Origin of the sequence: Photobacterium arenosum (assembly GCF_014841115.1) — a bacterium.
Taxonomy (GTDB): Bacteria; Pseudomonadota; Gammaproteobacteria; order Enterobacterales; family Vibrionaceae; genus Photobacterium; species Photobacterium arenosum.
Genome location: NZ_JACYTP010000004.1, coordinates 225186 through 244083, shown reverse-complemented (window position 1 = coordinate 244083; position 18898 = coordinate 225186). Strand labels below are relative to the sequence as shown.

Annotated in this window: 17 protein-coding genes; 4 read left to right on the top strand and 13 right to left on the bottom strand. The window is 51.1% G+C overall.

Going from position 1 to position 18898, the window contains the following annotated elements; genetic code table 11:
- Window positions 1-373: 373 nt before the first annotated feature.
- Window positions 374-1516, top strand: a complete 1143-nt coding sequence (locus IFO68_RS08840; protein ID WP_192015565.1) for a Na/Pi symporter — start codon at window positions 374-376, stop codon at window positions 1514-1516.
- Between the two features lie 184 nt (window positions 1517-1700).
- Here the strand turns inward: IFO68_RS08840 and IFO68_RS08835 are convergent, their stop codons facing one another.
- From IFO68_RS08835 to rppH, 5 genes are all read right to left on the bottom strand, one after another.
- Window positions 1701-2552: a thymidylate synthase gene (locus IFO68_RS08835; protein WP_192015564.1), complete on the bottom strand. Its 852-nt coding sequence runs from the start codon at window positions 2550-2552 to the stop codon at window positions 1701-1703.
- A 92-nt stretch (window positions 2553-2644) separates the two neighbouring features.
- The gene (gene lgt, locus IFO68_RS08830; RefSeq protein ID WP_192015563.1) at window positions 2645-3451 is read right to left on the bottom strand and encodes a prolipoprotein diacylglyceryl transferase; all 807 of its coding nucleotides are present in this window, start codon (window positions 3449-3451) and stop codon (window positions 2645-2647) included.
- A 96-nt stretch (window positions 3452-3547) separates the two neighbouring features.
- The gene (locus tag IFO68_RS08825) at window positions 3548-4336 is read right to left on the bottom strand and encodes a sulfite exporter TauE/SafE family protein (RefSeq protein WP_370630663.1); all 789 of its coding nucleotides are present in this window, start codon (window positions 4334-4336) and stop codon (window positions 3548-3550) included.
- Between the two features lie 8 nt (window positions 4337-4344).
- Window positions 4345-6600, bottom strand: coding sequence for a phosphoenolpyruvate--protein phosphotransferase (gene ptsP, locus IFO68_RS08820; protein ID WP_192015561.1), 2256 nt, complete (start codon window positions 6598-6600; stop codon window positions 4345-4347).
- 19 nt (window positions 6601-6619) lie between these two features.
- Window positions 6620-7141 (bottom strand): RNA pyrophosphohydrolase, encoded by a 522-nt coding sequence (rppH, locus tag IFO68_RS08815; RefSeq protein WP_192015560.1) that lies wholly within the window; start codon window positions 7139-7141, stop codon window positions 6620-6622.
- Between the two features lie 634 nt (window positions 7142-7775).
- Between rppH and mutH the strand changes: the two genes are divergently transcribed.
- Complete coding sequence (gene mutH, locus IFO68_RS08810; protein ID WP_192015559.1) at window positions 7776-8456, top strand: DNA mismatch repair endonuclease MutH; 681 nt, start codon at window positions 7776-7778, stop codon at window positions 8454-8456.
- A 12-nt stretch (window positions 8457-8468) separates the two neighbouring features.
- Here the strand turns inward: mutH and IFO68_RS08805 are convergent, their stop codons facing one another.
- Window positions 8469-8771 (bottom strand): DUF6482 family protein, encoded by a 303-nt coding sequence (locus IFO68_RS08805; RefSeq protein ID WP_192015558.1) that lies wholly within the window; start codon window positions 8769-8771, stop codon window positions 8469-8471.
- 164 nt (window positions 8772-8935) lie between these two features.
- Here IFO68_RS08805 and IFO68_RS08800 point away from each other — a divergent pair, with 164 nt between their 5' ends.
- On the top strand, window positions 8936-9970 hold the full coding sequence (locus tag IFO68_RS08800; RefSeq protein WP_192015557.1) for an NADP(H)-dependent aldo-keto reductase: 1035 nt from the start codon (window positions 8936-8938) through the stop codon (window positions 9968-9970).
- 89 nt (window positions 9971-10059) lie between these two features.
- Here IFO68_RS08800 and IFO68_RS08795 read toward each other — a convergent pair whose 3' ends face one another.
- Together IFO68_RS08795 and IFO68_RS08790 are read right to left on the bottom strand one after the other, a co-directional pair.
- The gene (locus IFO68_RS08795) at window positions 10060-10305 is read right to left on the bottom strand and encodes a hypothetical protein (RefSeq protein ID WP_192015556.1); all 246 of its coding nucleotides are present in this window, start codon (window positions 10303-10305) and stop codon (window positions 10060-10062) included.
- Window positions 10306-10739: 434 nt separating this feature from the next.
- Window positions 10740-11621 (bottom strand): LysR family transcriptional regulator, encoded by an 882-nt coding sequence (locus IFO68_RS08790; RefSeq protein ID WP_192015555.1) that lies wholly within the window; start codon window positions 11619-11621, stop codon window positions 10740-10742.
- Between the two features lie 107 nt (window positions 11622-11728).
- Here IFO68_RS08790 and IFO68_RS08785 point away from each other — a divergent pair, with 107 nt between their 5' ends.
- On the top strand, window positions 11729-12154 hold the full coding sequence (locus IFO68_RS08785) for a PACE efflux transporter (protein ID WP_192015554.1): 426 nt from the start codon (window positions 11729-11731) through the stop codon (window positions 12152-12154).
- Between the two features lie 5 nt (window positions 12155-12159).
- Here the strand turns inward: IFO68_RS08785 and IFO68_RS08780 are convergent, their stop codons facing one another.
- From IFO68_RS08780 to recJ, 5 genes are all read right to left on the bottom strand, one after another.
- Window positions 12160-13488 (bottom strand): sigma-54-dependent transcriptional regulator, encoded by a 1329-nt coding sequence (locus IFO68_RS08780; protein ID WP_375713940.1) that lies wholly within the window; start codon window positions 13486-13488, stop codon window positions 12160-12162.
- 195 nt (window positions 13489-13683) lie between these two features.
- Window positions 13684-14091, bottom strand: coding sequence for a hypothetical protein (locus IFO68_RS08775; RefSeq protein ID WP_192015552.1), 408 nt, complete (start codon window positions 14089-14091; stop codon window positions 13684-13686).
- A gap of 215 nt (window positions 14092-14306) precedes the next feature.
- Window positions 14307-15809, bottom strand: a complete 1503-nt coding sequence (gene lysS, locus IFO68_RS08770; RefSeq protein ID WP_192015551.1) for a lysine--tRNA ligase — start codon at window positions 15807-15809, stop codon at window positions 14307-14309.
- Between the two features lie 31 nt (window positions 15810-15840).
- Window positions 15841-16939 (bottom strand): peptide chain release factor 2 gene (prfB, locus tag IFO68_RS08765; protein ID WP_192015550.1). Its coding sequence is split into 2 segments (ribosomal slippage): window positions 15841-16863 and window positions 16865-16939, totalling 1098 coding nucleotides; the frame shifts between segments, so codons are not numbered across the junction.
- Window positions 16940-17114: 175 nt separating this feature from the next.
- A complete protein-coding gene (gene recJ / locus IFO68_RS08760; RefSeq protein ID WP_192015549.1) occupies window positions 17115-18842 on the bottom strand; it encodes a single-stranded-DNA-specific exonuclease RecJ in 1728 nt (575 codons plus the stop codon).
- Window positions 18843-18898: the final 56 nt, after the last annotated feature.

Sequence of the window (18898 nt, the reverse complement as noted above, 5' to 3'; positions counted from 1 at the left end):
CCGAACCATTGACAGTAATACACCGTAATACCCGCAGTATTTAACTATCATCCCAGGTCAGTGTCAGCACACTTTCCAGAGTAAGCTGCCACCACTATGACACTGAAAACCCACCCGGCAAATTTTTTATCTGTTTTTTTTCGACATCCTTCTCTTCAATACTAATAAACGTTTTATCAAAAAAATCACAGCCTTAAGCCCATAGATTAAAAGATAGATCCTGATCCCATTCTTTGCTCCTGACCACAAAATCCTCTGGTATGACAGAAAGGCTTCGCTGTGTCATATTTCTGAAATATTCGTTCTCTACTATCGCGGCAACATTCAAAAAAATGACACCAAAATGACATCACAATGTCACGGAGAACAGAATATGACTACCCAAGCCACCACAGCTGAGCCAATACAAAGCTCCATGCGATGGGTTCGTTGGGCAAACCTGGTTTTCATGCTTTATCTGCTGCTGGTCGCAGTCTCACTGGTGAGCGGCGGTTTTAAGTGGTCGGTAGGAGAGCAAGCCAAAACCCTGTTTGAATTTGCCTCACACCCTGTTGCAGGCCTGATGATCGGTCTGGTAGCCACTTCTCTCATCCAATCTTCCAGTACAGTTACCTCTATCATAGTGGGCCTTGTTGCTGGTGGTCTGCCCGTTGAAACCGCGATTCCTATGGTGATGGGTGCCAATATTGGTACGACTATGACCAATACACTGGTCAGTCTGGGCCATGCCCGCTGTAAAGATGAATTCCGCCGCGCATTTTCTGCTGCTACGGTACATGATTTCTTCAATCTGCTGGCCGTCCTGATCTTCCTGCCACTGGAAATGATGTTTGGCCTGCTGCAAAAAATTTCGGCCTGGCTGGTTTCACCCCTGATGTCGACCGGTGACATGAGTATGAAGGGACTGGACTTCATTAAGCCCCTGACAAAACCGGCAGTGAACGCCGTAAAAGCGCCACTGGAATCATTGGGCACCATGGGCGGTGTCATTATGATTGCGCTTGGTATCGCGCTCATCTTCCTGGCAATTACTGTCATGGGTAAACTGATGCGCAGCCTGATGGTTGGCCGTGCCCGTGACATCCTGAAAAGTGCGATTGGCCGTGGCCCGGTACACGGTATCGTGTCAGGTTCCATTGTAACCATACTCGTGCAGTCGTCCTCTACAACGACCAGTTTGATGGTGCCTCTGGTCGGTACCGGAGTGCTGAAAGTACGCGATGTGTATCCATTTACGCTGGGAGCCAACATAGGCACCTGTATTACCGCACTGCTGGCTGCAACAGCCATTTCTGGCGACCATGCCGTGTTTGCCCTGCAAATTGCGCTGGTGCACCTGTGCTTTAATGTGCTGGCAACCCTGCTGATCTTTGGCTTGCCGTTCCTGCGTGAACTGCCGCTGAAGGGGGCTATCTACCTGGGCGAGCTGGCAGTGAAAAGCAAATCAACCGTGGCGGCCTATCTGGGACTGGTCTTTATCATTATCCCTGGCAGCATTCTGGCCTTAACTGCATAAGTAGCCTTGTGAATACTAAAAAATCCCTGCTCGCTGCGAGCAGGGATTTTTTTCATCTGATGATAACCACCTATCCTATCGCACCAACAACAAGAGTGAATACTCAGGCTGGCCGTTAGCAGCTTTAACGCCCTTTCAGGCATAAAAAAGCCCCACATTCGTGAGGCTCTGGTTTTATCTTTTATCAGACTGAAAACGGATACTGTATCGGCTCATGGTGCTGATAATCTTCTACTTTAAAATCATCCATAGTGACCCAGGTTTCCAGATCTTCCAGTGATTTAATCTCTGGGTTAATCACCAACCGGGGCGATGGATACGGATCTCGCTTAAGCTGAACATCTCGCATCAACGCCAATTGATCTTCATAGATATGCGCATTGACAATCTTATGGTAGGCCTTGCCGGCTTTATGGCCTGTGATTTGCGCCATCAGAGCCAGCAGGGTATACACCTGAATCTGATTAAAATTGAGCCCGAGCGGCACATCACAAGAACGCTGGTAGCTGGTCAGATACAGGCTGTCACCCAACAGCGAAAATGTATGAGTGTGCATACACGGACGCAGGCAGCCCATTTCAAATTCACCCGGGTTATAAAACGTCAGTATCTCACCGCGATCATCGAGGCCACGGCTCAAATCATCAACAATTTTCCGCAGTTGATCCAGGGTGCTGCCATCGGGCTTGCGCCAGCTTCTGCCCTGCACACCGTACACACGGCCCATGTCGTCGGTACCTTTGCGGTGTGGATTACTCAGCCATGCCTGATTGTTATTCGCGTTGGCATTCCAAGTGTTACAACCGATCGCACGAAACTGTGCGGCACTGTCATAGCCTCGCAGATAGCCGAGCAGTTCTGCAATCGCCGCTTTCCAGTAACTTTTACGCGTGGTGATCAGCGGAAACTGATTGTTGGCAACATCATAAGTCAGATCAGCGTTAATCAACGTCAGGCAACGCTTGCCTGTACGTTCATTGGCAACCCACTCACCTTCACTGATAATCCGCTGGCATAAATCTAAATACTGTTTCATGTCTCTGTTAACCCAAAATAGCGGGAGAAAATCTGTCTGCAAGCATACCATAATCACAAATCAGGCAGCCAACGGGCTGCCTGATACGACTGTTAAGCAGTACGGTGATTACCGGCCCGCTTATAGGCCCATACCATCAGCAGTGCACCGCCTATCACCATAGGCAGAGACAGAATCTGCCCCATACTGATCCAGCCGGCAAACAGGCCAAGCTGAGCATCGGGTTCACGGCAGTATTCAACCAGGAATCTGAACGAGCCGTAACCCAGCAGGAATAGCCCGGATACGGCACCCGCCGGACGCGGTTTACGGATAAAGACATTCAGGATGATCAGCAATACCAGGCCTTCCAGGAAAAACTCATATAACTGAGAAGGATGGCGAGGCAGCGGTCCGCCTGTCGGGAAAACCATGCCCCAAGGCGCATCTGTTACCCGGCCCCAGAGCTCACCATTGATGAAGTTTCCGAGCCTGCCAGCGCCCAGGCCAAACGGTACTAACGGCGCCACAAAATCTGCCACGTCGAAGAAACGCCGGCTATTGCGGTGGGCATACCAGACCATAGCGGTCATGACGCCTAACAAACCACCATGGAACGACATGCCTCCGGTCCAGACTTTAAATAAGTAAAGCGGATCGGCCAGGAACACTTCGAAGTTATAAAACAGGACATAGCCCACACGGCCGCCGATCACGACACCCAGGAAACCAACAAACAGCAGGTCGCTGACTTGATCTCGTGTCCAGCCACTGCCTGGCTTATCTGCACGACGGTTTGCCAGCCAGAGCGCGAATACAAAACCCAGCAGGTACATCAATCCGTACCAGCGGATCGCCAGCGGGCCGATTTGAAACAGGATTGGGTCAAAGTTTGGAAATGTCAGATAACCTTGGCTCATTCAACATACTCGTGGTTAATCAATAAAGAAGTTCACGGCGGTACAGCATGTACCCACAATGAAAAGTCTCATGCCAGTCCCCGTGACTGACCCGAGTTAAAACAACATTTTACCACCCACAAATAACAAAAAGATGGCAAAGATTTTTTTTAGTGTCGGAGTCGGTAAGTGACTGACCATACGCGCGCCATATCGAGTAGTCAGGACAGAGGTGCAAGCCACACCGATCAGCGCCGGCAGATACACATAGCCCAGACTGTATGGCGGCAAACTGTCATCACCGCTGCCCGCCACAATAAATCCGGCCATGCCCGCTATAGCAATAATGGACCCGCAAAAAGCAGCTGTCCCGATAGAACGGCGCATTTCTACGCCATACCAGCTCAGATAAGGTACGATCAGCGAACCACCACCTATCCCCGCTAAACTGGCCACCAGACCAATCACACTGCCACTGCCAGCGATTGCAACCCGACCCGGAATAGGATGACGCCCTGTGACTTTCAAGGAGAGCAGCATTTGCAGCGCCAGTAAAAGCACAATACCAGCAAATATCCGGGGCAGCCAATCCGCAGGCACCCACTCGGCCACAGCACTCCCGGCAATGCCCCCCAGCACCATACCCGGAGCGAGCAACCTGACCAAAGAGACATCCACATTCCCCAGCCGCAAATGGCTGCGCGCCGAAGAGCCGGACGTCAGCACAATACAGGCCAGCGAGGTTGCCAAAGCAATATGCATTACTAATCCAGGTTCAATACCAGTTTGGGGTAGCATCCAGACTAAAGCGGGGACAATTAATAATCCCCCGCCAATACCCAGCAAACCTGCCAGCAGACCGACCACAGCCCCCAGCCCCAGACACATCAGGAGCAGCCATAACATATCCGGCATCACTTACCTGCCCGGATGAAGCCACCCATACCACGTTGTTCGACAAACTCTGTTGCCATTTGCCTGACATCATGGCCGAAAGTCGCCTGTAACGCCTTATCAGAAAGTTGCTTCATATCAGCCAAAGTTGCATGCCGAAGGACATATTTAATTTTGGCAACGTTGCGGGTATTCATACTTAAAGAGCGGTATCCCATGCCAACCAAGAGTATTGCGCCGAGTGGATCACCGGCCAGTTCGCCACACACGCTCACCGGTATTGATAACGCATGGCTGGAATCCTGAATATGCTTCAGTGCCTGAATAACTGCCGGATGGAAAGTATCATAGACACTGGCAACACGGGAATTGTTCCTGTCGACAGCCAATAAATATTGCGTTAAGTCGTTGCTGCCTACCGAAATAAAGTCGACCCGCCCTTTCAGAGCCGGCAATTGGTACAAAATCGAAGGGACTTCGATCATGATGCCCAATCTTGGCCGCTTAAGCACTTGCCCTTTGCTGGCAGCATATAAAGCCACTTCATTGAAAGCACGATCAATCAATGCCTTTGATTCATCCAGTTCAGGAATGCCTGAAATCATGGGCAAGAGGATGTCCATGTTATCAAGGCCAATACTGGCCTTGAGCATAGCCCTGACCTGAATGAGGAAAATTTCAGGATGATCCAGAGTAAAACGAATACCACGCCAGCCAAGAAAAGGGTTATCTTCTTCAATAGTGAGGTACGGCAAAGGTTTATCGCCGCCTATGTCTAAGGTGCGCATTACCACAGATTTACCCGGGTAAGAGGCCAGTATTGAGCGGTACTGAGCAGCCTGTTCTTCTTCCGACGGAAAACTGCGCTGCAGCAGAAATGGCACTTCAGTCCGGTACAGACCGACACCATCGACCCCTTTATTGACTGCAATATTGGTGTCAGCACTTAATCCGGCATTCAGATGCAGATAGATCCTTTCTTGATCTTTCGTTTCCGTCGCTTTATCCAGATCTTGTTCTACCAGAGCCGTCAGCTCATTTTCTTCTTTCAGTAACCGCTTGTATTCGGCCAGAATCTGCCGGTTGGGTTCAATGAGCAGATCGCCGCGATAACCGTCGACCACCACCAGGGCGTTGTGGACTTTCTCCGGTACAAAATCGACCCCCATGATGGCAGGAATGCCCAGTGCCCGGGAAAGGATCGCCGCGTGGGAGTTGGCGGCACCTTCCTGAGCCACCACAGCGGCCAGTTTATCGCGCGGAATACTGGCCAGCATAGCGGCTGTCAGCTCTCGGGTCAGCAATACGATCGGGGCATCCCACTGGTGCTCGACACCCTCTTCGTTATGGAGGAAAAACAGCAGGCGCTGGCCAAGTTCGCGAATATCGTGCGCCCGTTCACGCAGATAATCATCCTTCATATTGGCAAAGCGGACAGAGTAGGCCTCCACTGTCTGCCTGACGGCCCATTCGGCCTGATCGCCGCCCGCCACTTTGGAAAACAGATCCTTACGCAGCATGGGATCATTGAGCAAGTGGCTGAAAAGATCAAAAATCGCCAGGGTGTCTTTGTGCAACTCGCTGTCAAAGCGTTTTCGCAACCGGCGAAATTCATTACTCGCCATCTCAATGGCAATGCTCAGGCGTTCCTGTTCAAACTCTCTGTCCAGACAGGAGGCCGGTGACACAGCTTCCAACCGAGGCTGGTTGTCATCCCACCAGGCTTTGGCGATGGCAACCCCGGTCGATGCGGCCGAACCGGTTAAATGCAGTCCGTCACGCTGGCCTGGCCACATACCCTGCGCTTTGGCATGCGCCAGAATTACCGCCAGCTGTGCGGCCAGTGTCACCATGAATGACTCTTCACTTTCAGTGAACTCACGCATATCGCGTTGCTGGATAACCAATACACCGAGGACTTTACGCTGATGGATAATGGGTGTGCCGAAAAAGGAGCGGAAGGTTTCTTCGTTGGTCCCTGGGATATGTTTGAAGTTAGGGTGCTGGCGCGCATCGGCCACATTGACAGGCTCAGCCTGACGGCCAACCAGACCGACCAGGCCTTCATCAAACCCAAGCCCGACCTGATAAGAAGGCTTGGTCAGCCCCTGGGTAGCCATGAGCATATATTGCTTGCGGTGTTCGTGAACAATGTAGACTGAGCAGCACTCAGTCTTCATTGCCTGGCAAATACTGACGACCAGCAGATCCAGCGCCTCGAGTAATGTCGGAGCACTGGCCACTTTCTCTACAATTTCTCTTAGCTGGGTCAGCATAAGCGTTACTTTCCCTAGGTTAACTCCGCTTGTGTTTACGTTTTAACTTGCGTTCCTTGCGCTCCTTGAAAGGCATCGCCATCGCCGCGAACTCTTTCAGCGCCCGGCGATAAACGTCCCGTTTAAAGGACACAACCTGACGAACCGGATACCAGTAGCTGACCCAACGCCAGCCATCGAACTCCGGTGTACTGCCACGCTGCATGTTCACCTTAGACTCATCGCATTCCAGACTCAGCAAAAACCACTTTTGCTTTTGTCCGATACAAACTGGTTTGGAATCCCACCTTACCAGACGTTTAGGCAACTTGTATCGCAGCCAATGGCGGCTGGATGCCAGAATCCTGACGTCTTTTTTGGTCAGACCCACTTCCTCATACAGTTCACGGTACATGGCCTGTTCCGGGGTTTCCCCTTCATCAATACCGCCTTGTGGAAACTGCCAAGAGTGTTGTCCATATCGTCGAGCCCAAAATACCTGGCCATGGCTGTTACAGATAACTATCCCCACATTAGGGCGATATCCATCGCCATCAATCACTGGACGACCTCAAGTAAAAATATCAATTAACAGTGATTTTTTCACAGAATTAGCCTCAGGGTAAACATTCATTGTCATCAATCACTGTTTTTTCCTACCTAGCACTCACTTTATGGATAACTTAAGAGGAATTCAGAGGTTATAAACAAAGAAATGAGACCTCTCCCACATTTATTCACGCTTTCTGTGGATAGTTGTGTGTAGAAGCTCTCCTATTGTCCATTTAATCAACAATAAATCAGAATCCAAACAACTGCGGCACTAGTGCATAAAAAACAACAAATAACTAAAAATCAACCTCTTACATAGAGGTTAAGTTTAAAATACAGCTACAGATTAAATGACTTTCCAGAGGATCATTGCCACTGGTTAAAGATCAACCACCCTCGGCTTTATCCACACCCCTTGATGATTAATGGTCAAATAATCATCGCAGAGGCGTTTAAATACTGCACAAAACCCTGTGAATACGTCCAGCTTACACAGTAGACACATTGTTCAAAAAAGTACCTGTGGATATCTTAATCCCAGGATCCTACGCAAACAGTCTGATCAAGCCGACAGTCATTCAGCAGCACAAAGCATCAAATGTGTTAAAATGCATGGCCACGTTTTTGAAAAGTTACTCATCCTAATGACGATCTCCAGACAACCCGCTCCTAACTCAGAATCAGAACTCTTCAGCCGGGCACAGGCGCTGGCCGGCTTTACTCTGGGTGAGCTGGCTGAGCTGGCAGGACAAATCGCCCCACCGGATCTACGCCGGGATAAAGGCTGGGTGGGCCAGTTGCTGGAATGGCATCTGGGGGCAACGGCAGGCAGCCAGCCCGTCCCTGATTTCGCCAATTTGGGCATTGAACTCAAAACTATTCCCATCAGCCATCTGGGCAAACCACTGGAAACCACCTTTGTCTGCGTTGCCCCTCTGATTGGCTTGCAGGGCGTGAACTGGGAAAACAGCCATATCCGGCACAAACTCGCCCGGGTCCTGTGGATCCCCGTAGAAGGTGAGCGTGAAATCCCGCTGACTGAACGCCATGTCGGCTCTCCTCTGTTGTGGAGTCCATCTGCCGACGAAGAAGCCAGATTACGCCAGGACTGGGAAGAGCTGATGGAACTGATCGTACTGGGAAAAGTGGAGCAGATTACAGCCCGCCATGGTGAAGTCCTGCAGCTGAGACCCAAAGCCGCCAACAGCAGAGTACAGACCGATGCTTACGGCGCAGACGGCCACCCGATCAAAACCTTGCCCCGGGGTTTTTACCTCAAAACCCAGTTCACCGCCGAACTGCTCAAACGCCACTTTATGCTCTGATAACAGAGCGGGCTATACATTGATCGTCATGTCATCCTGGCAACACTCAGGTTTACCATCCAGTGAGAATTCATCATGAGGATCAATCGTCCTTAATGTGATCGACTTGATCCCAAGTGGCCGCAGAAAATCCCTCACCTGCTCCATAGTCTGAAAATGCAGCATGTTGTCATCGTCATCCTTTAATGGCTCAAGATGATGTTTATATTCAACTTCCATAAGATAATCAGCCCGACCCGCATAACTGGTCAGTACGCACTTAGGGACCTCTTCTCCGGGTGACTTTACCCAGTGCCTGAATTGGGACAGTTTCATGATCACTCCTTTTCAAGGGAACTGTTTTAACTATGTGCGAACATTCGCGTATCAGCAAGGTTTGACTGTGCAGCCTATGAGATAACTGCTTCATTTTACTGCGGCTTCTCAGTAACCCTTTCCTAGGTTATAGTCAGGGAGAATTTGCGGTCCAAGGAGGGCAAATGAAATACCATAAGATCCCCCATTCAAACCTTGAAGTCAGCCAGATTGGCCTGGGCACCATGACTTTTGGTGAGCAAAATACTGAAGCCGAGGCACACAGCCAACTTGATTTTGCTCTGGAGCGCGGTATCAACCTGATTGATACCGCTGAAATGTATCCGGTACCGCCGAAAGCTGACACTCAGGGGCTGACCGAAGCCTATATCGGCAGCTGGCTGAAGAAATCAGGTAAACGCGACCAAGTGATTCTGGCGACCAAAGTCGCCGGCCCCCGTAATGTCCCCCACATCCGCGACAATATGGCACTCGACTGGCGAAATATTCACGAAGCCGTTGAAAACAGCCTGGAAAGATTGCAAACAGACTATATCGATCTGTATCAGTTGCACTGGCCCCAGCGAGAAACCAATTGCTTTGGCAAGCTCAATTACCCTTATCCCGACGCCAATACCGGTGTCACGCTGACAGACTCACTTGAGGCACTGGCTGAACTGGTGCGGGCAGGCAAAATTCGCTACATCGGCTTGTCTAACGAGACCCCATGGGGTGTGATGTCTTTCCTGCGCCTGGCTGAGAAGCATGACCTGCCACGGGTGGTGACCATTCAGAACCCCTATAACCTGCTCAACCGCAGCTTTGAAGTAGGTCTGGCTGAAATCAGCCATTATGAAGGGGTAAAATTACTGGCTTATTCTCCGATGGCCTTCGGCACCCTAAGCGGTAAGTACCTCAATGGCAAAAAACCCGACGGTGCCCGCTGTTCGCTGTTTGACCGCTTTGTCCGTTATTTCACGCCGCAAGGTGTGGCTGCCACGGAAGCCTATGTCAAAGTGGCAAGAAAACACGGTCTGGATCCGGCGCAAATGGCCCTGGCCTTTGTTAACCAGCAGCCGTTTAATGCCTCAACCCTGATTGGTGCAACCAGCCTGTCTCAGCTTGAGGCCAACATCGACAGCCTGTCGGTGGAACTCAGTGCAGACGTCCTGGCAGACTTAGAACAAGTTGGCATCACCTATTCGAATCCTTGCCCTTAACCCTATTTTTCCAAACTGAAAAAAAGCCCCCATCTAAATGGGGGCTATCAGTGTTCTTCAGACCTTACTCCGCAGAGTAAGGCCAGAGATTACGTCAGACTTCGCCACCTCAACGCTCGCCTCAGATGACGTGTTTTACGGCTGACTCGCAGACTGACCAGGGCTGAATCCACACGCAGGTCTTTGTCGATGCCCATATCTTTGAGAATATGTGGCGATAAATGTGGCAGATGAACCTGCATACGTCGGTGCTCGCGACGCCATGCTTCTTCTTCACGGTGTAAATCAAGACGGATAAGTAAAACAGCAAAACGTAAATAGACTGATTGGCGCATAAGTGTGCTCTCCAGGTTGATAAAATGGAGGGACGCAAATACGACCGTTTTCAGGCTGACAACATACTAGCCGCGACAGACGTATCCGCGGCCCATTTACAGAGTGTATTACTGTAAAAAGTAACTAAGATCGATGATCTCAGTGCTGATGGGAAGTGTGATCCTTAACACCAGCAGGACGCAGACATTTAGTATTGAATGTGCTCATTGTGTGTTCCTCCTGGTTATAAGATAGAATGATGTGATATGGGTGTTATTTTTGCCTGATAGTACATCAAAAACAAGAAGTTATTTTGGATTACAGGATAAAAAGGGAAATACTCCACCGAATGCACAAGACTACAGGCCAAGCCAGATAGATTTCTTTGTTTAGCTTAAAATGTCAGCGCATTCCTCTTTTGCAGTACAGATACCATTCAGCCGTCCAGTTTCTGTCAGGACAGTTTCATGGTTTTCATCATAGTCAGCAGCGCTTTGCCCGCCGGACCCAAAGCATGCCGGCTGCTCCATGCCAGATCTATCGGTTGCTTCCATGCCTGTGCCTCAAAGGCAGGTTCCAGTCTGACGACCTGCCCGGCCCGCACTCTGTCTCTGACCATGTCAGCGGGTAATACTGTCCAGCCGATCCCTCGCTGAACCAGTTCCAGCGCAGACAGAATGTGCTCGGTTCGCCAGATAGCATCAGAAACCCGCCATTCTTCGCTGTCCTGACCATAGCGGCCTGTCAGTAATATTTGCCGGTATTGTCTGAGATCCGGCCAATCCACCTGTTGCAGTGCTGCCAGTGGATGATTACTGGCCGCCACACACCAGACATCAATCTGTCCCAGGCCATGGACAGAGATATCAGAATGCAGGAAAGACAACTGCACCATAAGCGCCAGCTGTGCCCGGCCTTCATTGAGCAGTTTCACCACATCGCCCATGCCTACAGTCAGAATTTCTACCTCCACGAACGGAAAGCTGGATTCAAACTGCTGCAACGTGTCTGCCAGTGCCGGGATCATCGCCATTGATTCCACCACCAGGGTTAACTTGGGCTCCACCCCCTGCTGAAAACTGTCGGCAGCCACTTGCAGCTCCCCGCACTGTGCCAGCACCCGCCTGGCTTTAACCAGTAAGGCGTCACCATTAGGTGTCAGCACCGGCCATTTACCGCTGCGATCAAACAGTATCAGGTTGAAATCCGTCTCCAGATTAGCGATAGCTGTGCTGATAACCGACTGCGCTTTACCCAGCTTGCGGGCCGCGGCCGAAAACGACCCCGTTTCCGCCGCGGTGACAAATGCCCTGAGCTGTTCAAGAGAGAAGTCCAATTTAAAACCCTTAACCTATCTGTTATTACGATAGTAACTAACTTTTATCTATCTGTATTTAACTTAGTATATCCCCCGGTTACGTTTTTCACTAAGAGGTTAAGAGTATGCGTACGCATTGGGACAGAATTCGTCATGCCGTCGGTTTTGAACTGATTGCGCTGGTGCTCATCACCCTGGTGCTGAGTCAGGGATTTGGGTTCGACATGGCCAAAATTGGTCTGTTGGGCATTGTGTTCTCAGTGATTGCCACCGTCTGGAACTATGTCTATAACCTGTGGTTTGATAAAGCCATGCTGAAGTATGCTGGCCATGTGCACAAAAGCACCAAACACCGAATGGTGCATGCGCTGGGCTTTGAGCTCTGTCTGTTGTGGCTGACGCTGCCTATCATGGCCTGGTGGCTGGAGATCGGTTTATGGCAGGCGCTGGTGATGGATATTGGCCTGGTGATCTTCTATCTGATTTACGCATATGTTTATAACCTGACCTACGACAAAGTGTTTCCACTGCCTGAAACACAGACGGCCTGACGTGGTTAAGAATTCTGGCTCAGATCCCGCGGTGGCGGGATCAGGTCATGTTTGTTGAGCAGCCGGTACATAGTGGCGCGGGATACGCCAAGCTCACGGGCCGCCGCTGAAATTTGTCCCCGGTTATTCTCCAGTACACTTAACAAGGCGCTGCGCTCTGATTCTTCCCGGATTTTTTTCAAACTCTGTTTATCATCGGCCTGCCTTGGCAGCTCAAGATGATCGGCCTCAATATTCTTCTGCTCTGTCAGCAGCACTGCCCGTTTTATTCGCCCGATCAGCTCCTGTACATTGCCAGGCCAGTTATAGGTGACTATGGCCTGTCTGGCATTGTCAGAAAATGCTTTCACTCCGCAGTTATACTGGCGGGCATACTTGAGTAGCAATGCATCGGCCAGCATCAGTAAATCGTCTCCGCGCTCACGCAGAGGCGGTACCGTCAGGCTAAGCACATTCAGCCGATAGAAAAGCGCTTTGCACAGCCGCCCTTCGCTGACTAAAGTATCAAGCGGATAATGTGTCGCAGCGATCAGCCTGGGCTCAGCACTGACCTCAGAGCCGTTTTCCTTGGTAAAGCGCCCGTCCTGCAGCCACTGAACCAGCTCTTGCTGGCGATCCTGAGGTAATGAGGTGACTTCATTGAGAAACAGCACACCGTCTCTGGCCGCCTCAAAACAGCACTCAGACTCGGTGCCCTTCACCGCCCAGCTCTGGCCGATACTTGAGCAATTCACGGTAACAAAACGCCCTTTGGCGCGGGTTGAAGCCTGAAAAATGGCCTCTGCAACCACTTCCTTGCCTGTACCTATCTCCCCCTGAATCAATACCGGCATGTCCGCCGCCGCCAGACGTTTCACGTGCTGCAGCAGCTTTTTCATGACAGGTGTATTGCCCTGGAGCCCCTGCTGGCCGAAGTGACCGAGCTTTGGCCAGACTTTGCGTTCCAGTGTCAGCATACCGCGCTGATGGCCTAAGGTTTTCAGCAACTGGGATTCAGGAATCGGCGAAGTAAAATAATCGATACAAAAACTGACGATAAACTGGCAGACAGATTCGATACTGAGCTGCTCGTCTCTGACCAGGGCCAGCCATCGTACCTGCTTGTGCCGGTTGACCAGACTGGCAATCGCCTGCAGACTGAAATCATCATGGCTCAGATCAACCACCCCCAGGCAAGGGCCGGTTTCAAGTAATAAGGTTTCTGCTGCCCGCAGATCGTGACAGTGATGACAAATCCATCCGGCCTGCTTCAACGCATTCAGCCAGGGGATAGTGTGTCCCCCGAGCAACACCAGTTCACCGTGCCAGATATCCTTGCGCGCATCCATTCCCATTCATTCACCCATTTCAGCGATAGCAGCACCATTCGGAGCCAGACTGCTACAGTGGTTCTGATCATAAAAATGCAAAACAGTATTCAACAAGTATAAGAGACAGGATCGCCAGATAACAAAAATATCACCTGTAATAACTAAAACAGGTGATATTTCCAGAAGGGCTTCAAGAAGATAAGGTTTAAAAAATGGAGATTAGGATTTTTTTGCTATACAGGCTTCGTTCGTCACGGGTTCACTGACAAAGCCGCCAGCACCTGTGTACCAAAAGCGTACCCCCAGCCCCATAGCAATGGCATCACCAAAATTATCACAGGCAACATCAACCAGAGCGGGCTTCACTTTTGACGCATCCAGCTGCCAGTTCCACCGTGTGCTGCGTAACTGGCGAATAATAGTTAACAGTGAACGCTCACTGTCAAAGTGGTACTGACGCACTTCGCCCCGATCTCCCTCTGGAGGTAAATCATTAAACTTAGTGAATTCTTGTTTCCACTCTTCAGGTAGCGAACCGACAAACTCTGTCGGCGGTTGAGTCAGTGCCATTGCTGCACAACCGGAAAGCACCATGGCGCCAAAAGCAGGAATGATCGTTTTTTTCATTTATCAGCCTAACGTTGTTCACATCACCACAAAGCCTGAATTATGACACTTTACTCATAAAATCATCTATACCGGATAACAAAAAATGTTAAACATCGCTGAAATACGTTTTACCTTTCAGCCAGCTGCGCGACTTCGCGCTCCTGGGTCGCTTTGAAGGCATAAAAAAGCCACTTCTGCAGAAGTGGCTTAAAGGGATGCATTGTCTCAACACATCAGTTCTGCGGACGCATTGCCGGGAACAGGATCACGTCACGAATGGTATGACTGTTGGTAAACAGCATCACCAGGCGGTCGATACCAATCCCCTGGCCCGCCGTTGGTGGCAGACCATGTTCCAGCGCTGTAATGTAATCAGCGTCGTAGAACATAGCTTCATCATCACCGGCATCTTTGGCATCAACCTGGGCTTTGAAGCGCTGGTCCTGATCTTCTGCATCGTTCAGCTCCGAGAAGCCGTTGGCCACTTCACGGCCACCAATGAAGAACTCAAATCGGTCGGTAATGAACGGATTGTCATCATTACGGCGCGCCAGCGGTGAAATATCAGCAGGATATTCAGTGATGAATGTTGGCTGCAGCAGTTTAGGCTCGGCCGTTTCACCAAAGATTTCTTCCAGCAACTGACCGCAGGTCCAGAAAGGTTCAACCTGAATGTGCAGCGATTTCGCGATACCCACCATCAGATCACGATCCTGCACCTGCTCATAGGTCAGGGTCTGAATGGTGTCATGGTTCGGGTTATATTGCTTGATGGCGTCCAGCATGCTCAGACGCGGATACGGACCTTTAAATTCAATCACTTCATCGCCATATGGCAGACCAGTGGAACCGCACAGATCCTGCGCAATAGAGCTCAGCATGTCTTCGGTCAGATCCATCAGATCACGATAATCCGCATACGCCATATAGAATTCCATCATAGTGAATTCTGGGTTATGGCGCGGCGACAAACCTTCGTTACGGAAGTTACGGTTGATTTCGAATACACGCTCAAAACCACCGACCACCAGACGCTTGAGGTACAGCTCAGGGGCAACACGCAGGTACATATCAATGTCGAGCGCGTTGTGGTGCGTGATAAACGGACGCGCAGTCGCGCCACCAGGAATCACGTGCATCATAGGCGTTTCCACTTCCATGAACCCTTTAGTGGTCATGAACTGGCGAATCGCATTGACCACTTTGGAACGCATCAGCATAGTGTTGCGTGAATCTTCGTTAACGATCAGATCCACATAACGCTGGCGGTAACGCTGCTCCTGGTCAGTCAGACCATGGAATTTTTCAGGCAATGGACGCAGCGCTTTAGTCAGCAGCTGGTACTCGTCAAAGTTGACGTACAGATCACCCTTGCCGGACTTGTGCAAAGCCCCTTTCACACCGATGATGTCGCCAATGTCCAGACCTGAATATTTTTCTTTCAGCTCTTTCTGTACGTCTTTGGACGCATAAGCCTGAATACGGCCGGAGACATCCTGGATCGCCAGGAATGGGCCACGCTTGGCCATAATACGACCGGCAATCGCAACAATGTTGTTGGCTTCTTCCAGCTCTTCTTTGGTTTTATCACCAAAAGCGGCCTGCAGATCAGCAGCCAGGCTATCGCGGCGGAAATCATTCGGGTGGCCGTTTGCTTTGCAATCCTGACGAATGTGTTCCAGTTTCGCGCGGCGCTCTGCAATCAGTTTGTTTTCGTCTTGTACTTGTTCAGTCATGGTTAACCTTAACAACAGTTCGGGGCCGGCATTAAAGACCGGACTTCAGACTAGCTTCAATGAAGCGGTCCAGGTCTCCGTCCAGCACCGCCTGGGTATTGCGGTTCTCGACACCGGTACGCAGATCTTTGATTCGGGAATCATCCAGCACATAAGAGCGGATCTGACTGCCCCAGCCAATATCAGACTTCGCATCTTCATTCGCCTGTTTTTCGGCGTTCTGCTTATGCATTTCCAGTTCAAACAACTTAGCTTTCAGCTGTTTCATCGCCTGATCTTTGTTCTTATGCTGAGATCGGTCATTCTGACACTGCACAACAGTGTTGGTAGGTACGTGGGTAATACGTACCGCAGATTCCGTGGTGTTTACGTGCTGACCGCCCGCGCCTGAGGCACGGTAAACATCAATCCGCAAATCAGACGGATTAATATCGATAGCAATATTGTCATCCACTTCCGGATACACAAAAGCCGATGCAAAAGACGTATGACGACGGCCGCCTGAGTCGAACGGCGACTTACGCACCAGACGGTGAACGCCGGTTTCAGTGCGCAGCCAGCCATAAGCGTACTCACCGCTGATTTTCACCGTGGCGGATTTCAGTCCGGCCACATCGCCTTCAGAGACTTCAATCACTTCTGTTTTGAAGCCCTTGGCTTCAGCCCAGCGCAGGTACATACGCAGCATCATAGATGTCCAGTCCTGGGCTTCTGTGCCACCAGAACCGGCCTGCAGATCGACATAGCAATCTGCGCTATCGTGATCACCGGCAAACATACGACGGAATTCAAGCTGTTCCAGCTTGTTAACCAGCTCGTCCAGTTCAGGACCAATCTCGTCAAAGGTTTCCTGATCGCTTTCTTCGATCGCCAGCTCAAGCAGACCTTCGACGTCTTCGACGCCCTGATCCAGCTGGTCGATGGTTTCCACCACAGCTTCCAGCGCTGCGCGCTCTTTTCCTAATGCCTGAGCACGCTCTGGCTCATTCCAGACATCAGGTTGCTCTAATTCTGCATTGACTTCTTCAAGACGCTCTTTTTTAGCATCGTAGTCAAAGGTACCCCCTAAGGATGTCGGTCCGTGCAGACACATCCTCAAGACGGTTTTTAATAGGATTAACTTCGAACATTGCCACTCTTCTTAGCCTTTTCGCCGAAACGGACATAACCGGAGGATTCTAGCGAATTGCGGCAGGAATAAACAGAGGATCACAAAACTTATCCAAAATATCACTCGCAATATTGACAGCATGGATTTTCGGACAAAAGAAAAACGGTGAAGCGACAGCTTCACCGATAGACAGATTATACCGCCTCGAGGTACTCAACCATCAGCTGAACGCTACGATTACCCCGAAACTCATTAATATCCAGACGATACACCAGGTTGACCTGCTGTACCGAGGCATCCGGCCAGCGCCGGACATCAATATTGAATGCAATGGCATCTATCATGCTGCCACCAGCGACAGGTTCCAGCATCATTTTCAAGTGCTTGCTGCCGACCAGACGCTGCTGCAGCAAGCGGAAACGGCCATCAAAGCTCGGTTCCGGGAACTGCTGCCCCCAGGGACCGGCACCGCGTATCAGCTCGGCCGTGTCCATCGTCATCTCCTGCGCCGCCAGCTCACCGTCAGTCAGTAAGATGCCGCGCAGGGCAGACTCATCCAGCTCATCCCGGACAACCTGATCGAAGGCTTTGCTGAATGCTTCAAACTTATCAGCGGCGAGCGTCAATCCCGCAGCCATGGCGTGACCGCCAAATTTGAGGATCATCCCCGGGTTGCGGGTATCGATCAGATCCAGCACATCACGCATATGCAGGCCGGGTATCGACCGGCAGGACCCTTTAATTTCGCCCTCGCCCGCCGCCGCAAAGGCAATCACAGGGCGGTGGTACAACTCTTTGATCCGCGATGCCAGAATGCCGATAACTCCCTGGTGCCAGTCCGCCTGATACAGCGCCAGTCCGTAGGGCATGTCTTTTTGGCTGAATTTCAAACGCTCGCAAATCGCCAGCGCCTCTTCTTTCATGCCCTGTTCAATTTCTTTTCGTGTCTGATTAAGGCCGTCCAGCTCGACCGCCATTCGCCGCGCCGACTGAATGTCTTCGCACAACAGCAGTTCAACGCCAAAAGACATGTCATCCAGACGACCCGCCGCATTAATGCGCGGGCCCAGCGCGAAACCCAGATCGCTGGCCACCAGCCGGGACGGATCGCGATTCGCCACTTCGAGCAGCGCCTGAATCCCCGGCCGGCATTGCCCGGCGCGAATGCGCTGCAGGCCCTGATGCACCAGAATCCGGTTATTGCCATCCAGTGCGACCACATCGGCCACTGTGCCCAGGGCCACCAAATCTAATAACCCGGCTAAATTGGGTTCAGGGATACCCTGCTCGATAAACCAGTTCTGCTGACGCAGCGCCGCCCGCAGTGCCAGCATCAGATAGAAAGCCACCCCTACCCCGCACAGCGCCTTGGACGGAAAGTCACAGCTGTGCAGATTCGGATTGACGATAGCATCTGCGGCTGGCAGGACGTCACCCGGTAAGTGGTGATCTGTCACCAGCACCCGGATACCTTTTTCTTTCGCCGCCGCCACTCCAGCCACCGACGAGACGCCGTTATCCACCGTCATGATGATTTCCGCACCACGGGCTGCGGCCTGCTCGGCCACTTCCGGGCTCAGGCCATAGCCATCATCAAAACGGTTCGGCACCAGATAATCGACATTGCGGCAACCTAACTGGCGCAGCGCCAGAACAGAAAGCGCTGAGCTGGTGGCACCATCGGCATCGAAATCGCCCACCACAATTATGCGCTTGTGTTCACGCAATGCATCAATCAGCAGAGTAACGGCTGCATCAATACCATTAAGTTGGTCATAACTGTGCAGCCCCTTAGCGCCGCGCTCCAGATCTGTGTCAGAGCGCAACCCCCGGCTGGCATAAATACGCTTCAGCAGAGGGTGGATCTCAGAGGAAAAACCCGAGGTATCCGCTTCAGGGCGACGCTTGATTTCGATTTTCATTAGACTACTTAATGGCGATTGGCAGATGGGAAAAATGAGCAGGTGTTATACCAAAA

What these genes read in the sequence shown, in the direction of transcription:
- IFO68_RS08800 (WP_192015557.1), top strand. Translation starts at nt 8,936, where the DNA reads ATGAAATACCATAAGATCCCCCATTCAAACCTTGAAGTCAGCCAGATT.
- IFO68_RS08785 (WP_192015554.1), top strand. Translation starts at nt 11,729, where the DNA reads ATGCGTACGCATTGGGACAGAATTCGTCATGCCGTCGGTTTTGAACTG.
- IFO68_RS08835 (WP_192015564.1), bottom strand. Translation starts at nt 2,552, where the DNA reads ATGAAACAGTATTTAGATTTATGCCAGCGGATTATCAGTGAAGGTGAG.
- mutH (WP_192015559.1), top strand. Translation starts at nt 7,776, where the DNA reads ATGACGATCTCCAGACAACCCGCTCCTAACTCAGAATCAGAACTCTTC.
- lgt (WP_192015563.1), bottom strand. Translation starts at nt 3,451, where the DNA reads ATGAGCCAAGGTTATCTGACATTTCCAAACTTTGACCCAATCCTGTTT.
- IFO68_RS08775 (WP_192015552.1), bottom strand. Translation starts at nt 14,091, where the DNA reads ATGAAAAAAACGATCATTCCTGCTTTTGGCGCCATGGTGCTTTCCGGT.
- IFO68_RS08795 (WP_192015556.1), bottom strand. Translation starts at nt 10,305, where the DNA reads ATGCGCCAATCAGTCTATTTACGTTTTGCTGTTTTACTTATCCGTCTT.
- lysS (WP_192015551.1), bottom strand. Translation starts at nt 15,809, where the DNA reads ATGACTGAACAAGTACAAGACGAAAACAAACTGATTGCAGAGCGCCGC.
- recJ (WP_192015549.1), bottom strand. Translation starts at nt 18,842, where the DNA reads ATGAAAATCGAAATCAAGCGTCGCCCTGAAGCGGATACCTCGGGTTTT.
- IFO68_RS08840 (WP_192015565.1), top strand. Translation starts at nt 374, where the DNA reads ATGACTACCCAAGCCACCACAGCTGAGCCAATACAAAGCTCCATGCGA.
- ptsP (WP_192015561.1), bottom strand. Translation starts at nt 6,600, where the DNA reads ATGCTGACCCAGCTAAGAGAAATTGTAGAGAAAGTGGCCAGTGCTCCG.
- IFO68_RS08780 (WP_375713940.1), bottom strand. Translation starts at nt 13,488, where the DNA reads ATGGGAATGGATGCGCGCAAGGATATCTGGCACGGTGAACTGGTGTTG.
- IFO68_RS08805 (WP_192015558.1), bottom strand. Translation starts at nt 8,771, where the DNA reads ATGAAACTGTCCCAATTCAGGCACTGGGTAAAGTCACCCGGAGAAGAG.
- IFO68_RS08825 (WP_370630663.1), bottom strand. Translation starts at nt 4,336, where the DNA reads ATGTTATGGCTGCTCCTGATGTGTCTGGGGCTGGGGGCTGTGGTCGGT.